This window comes from Brevundimonas sp., assembly GCF_018608325.1.
Lineage (GTDB): Bacteria > Pseudomonadota > Alphaproteobacteria > Caulobacterales > Caulobacteraceae > Brevundimonas.
In genome coordinates, this window is sequence record NZ_JABAZW010000104.1 from 1,549 (window position 1) to 3,878 (window position 2,330).

At 66.2% G+C, this 2,330-nt stretch carries 4 protein-coding genes and 1 tRNA gene; 3 read left to right on the top strand and 2 right to left on the bottom strand.

Annotated features, from left to right (window positions below; translation table 11 throughout):
• Positions 1–170: hypothetical protein (locus tag QZ281_RS10570; protein WP_292228202.1), on the top strand; the 170-nt coding region annotated here is incomplete at its 5' end.
• A gap of 18 nt (positions 171–188) precedes the next feature.
• On the opposite strand, the gene QZ281_RS10575 is transcribed toward QZ281_RS10570, so the two are convergent.
• Entirely contained in the window at positions 189–587 is a 399-nt protein-coding gene (locus tag QZ281_RS10575) for a Tat pathway signal protein (protein WP_292228137.1), read from the bottom strand.
• Between the two features lie 67 nt (positions 588–654).
• Positions 655–730 (bottom strand) — tRNA-Ala (locus QZ281_RS10580).
• A gap of 160 nt (positions 731–890) precedes the next feature.
• Between QZ281_RS10580 and QZ281_RS10585 the strand changes: the two genes are divergently transcribed.
• Positions 891–1,196 carry a YggT family protein gene (locus QZ281_RS10585; RefSeq protein ID WP_292228140.1) on the top strand — a complete coding sequence of 102 codons (306 nt, stop codon included), beginning with the start codon at positions 891–893 and terminating at the stop codon, positions 1,194–1,196.
• A 149-nt stretch (positions 1,197–1,345) separates the two neighbouring features.
• Entirely contained in the window at positions 1,346–2,227 is an 882-nt protein-coding gene (locus QZ281_RS10590; protein WP_292228143.1) for a 3-hydroxybutyryl-CoA dehydrogenase, read from the top strand.
• Positions 2,228–2,330: the final 103 nt, after the last annotated feature.

Below are 2,330 nucleotides of genomic sequence, written 5' to 3' on the forward strand. Positions count from 1 at the left end.
CCGCCGATGCGCCTCTGGCTCTGGTGCGGGGGCGTCGGCGCAAACGGCTGCTGGTCCGCGCCGACCGGGACGTGAACATTCAGGCCTTCCTGCGCGCCTGGCTGTCGCGGGTGAAGGTTCCGGGCTCGGTCCGCCTGACGGTGGACGTGGACCCCTATTCGTTCCTGTAGGGCCTCAGCGCAACGGCGTCAGAGCGCCATCACCGTGCCCAGCAACAGCCGCGCGCCCGAGCGCCCCAGCGCCGTATCGGTCGCCGCCTGCAGGACCGCCGAAAGCTGATCGATGTCCGGCGCCATTCCGGGCCGCATGCCATTGGCGAACCGCTGCGCCGCCTCATTATAAGCAGACCGGAGCCGCGGCCCCGACGCCTGCGCCCGCGCCCTCAGCGCCGCATCCGGCACATCCACGCCCGTCTCGATCGACAGCACGCCGCGCCGACCATTGGCCAGCATGAGCGTCGCCGTCACCACAGGCAGCCGCATATAGGCGCCGCCCGACGACGGTTCTTCACCTCCGCCAGACGAAGCCTTGGCCGGAGCAGCCGCCGCCGCCACAGCGGCCAGCCCCAAAAGTGCACGACGATCCATGCCCACACCCTGCACAGCACCGCTTAAGGCCGGGTTACGCTGTTCGATCTGATTTCTACGGACCGCCTGGTGGAGCCGAGGGGAATCGAACCCCTGACCTCGTCATTGCGAACGACGCGCTCTACCAACTGAGCTACGGCCCCGTTTCCAGTGCTGGATCGGGCCCCAGGCGAGGTCGGGAGATAAGAGGCGCGTGGGCGTGGTGTCAACGGGCTTGTGCGCGCAATGGGCGCAGGCGCGACGCCCTCATTGTCGGGCGGCGGACGACAGTCTAGAAGCCGGTTTCGCTCTAGGAGACACTTCATGGGTTACGCCCTCGTCTGGCTGATCAACACCATCATCAGTCTGATGATCTGGTTCATCATCGCCCAGGCCATTCTGAGCTGGCTGGTGGCCTTTGACGTCGTCAACTACCGCAACCGTTTCGTCTATTCGGTCGGCACCTTCCTGGACCGGATCACCAGCCCGCTGCTGGAGCCGTTCCGCCGCATGATCCCCAGCCTGGGCGGCATCGACATTTCACCTATCGTGGTGATCCTGCTGTTGCAGTTTGCGACCGTCCTGTTCAATCGTTCGGCGGCGCCCGCTCTGATCGCCATGCTGGGCTGAGGTGCAACCGCCGGGCGTGCCCGGCGGCCTGAACCGGGGTTCGGGGCGACACGAAAGGGCCGGAATCTGACGTTGGGGCGCCGATGGCCCCTTGCGCCGCGCTCGCACCTTCCTAAGGTGCCCGCCCCGACCATTTTCGACCACGGTTCATGAGCACGATCTCCACAGTCGCCGTCATCGGCGCCGGACAGATGGGCGCAGGCATCGCCCATGCGGTGTCCCTGGGCGGCTATTCTGTCCGGCTTTATGACGTGAACGCCCAGCGGCTGCCGTTGGCCCAGGGCGAGATCGCGGCCAGTCTGGCGCGCCATACGGGCCGTGGCCTGATCGCCCAGGCCGACGCCGATGCGGCGCTGAAACGCATCACCGCCGTCACCACCATCGCTGACGCTGTCACCGGCGCCGATCTGGTGATCGAGGCGGCGCTGGAGGACGAGGCGGTCAAGAAGGGCGTCTATGCCCAGGTCATTCCGCATCTGGGTCCGCAGACCCTGCTGGCCTCCAACACCTCTTCGATCTCGATCACCCGTCTGGCTTCGGCGACGGACCGGCCGGACCGGTTCGTGGGTCTGCACTTCATGAAGCCTGCGCCGGTGATGAAGCTGGTGGAGATTATTCGCGGCATCGCCACCTCGGCCGAGACCCATTCCGCCGCCGTCGCCTTCGCCGAGAGCCTGGGCAAGACCACCACGGATGCCGAGGATTTTCCGGCCTTCATCGTCAACCGTATTCTGGTGCCGATGATGAACGAGGCGATCTTCGCCCTGTATGAAGGGGTCGGCAATGTCGCCTCCATCGACAAGGCCCTGCGTCTGGGCGCCAATCACCCGATGGGGCCGCTGGAGCTGGCCGATTTCATGGGGCTGGACGTGGTGCTGGCCATCATGAACGTGCTGTACGATGGCCTGGCCGACAGCAAATACCGGCCCTGTCCGCTGCTGGTGAAATATGTCGAGGCCGGTTGGCTGGGCCGCAAGAGCGGGCGCGGCTTCTATGATTATTCGGGCGAAATCCCGGTGCCGACACGATGAGCGGCCGGTTCGAGAGCTATGAGGATCTGCCCGGTCAGGCGCGGATCGTCGAGCGTCCGGGCACTGTATTCGCCATCGCCGCCGCCCTGGCCGGGGCCGCCTG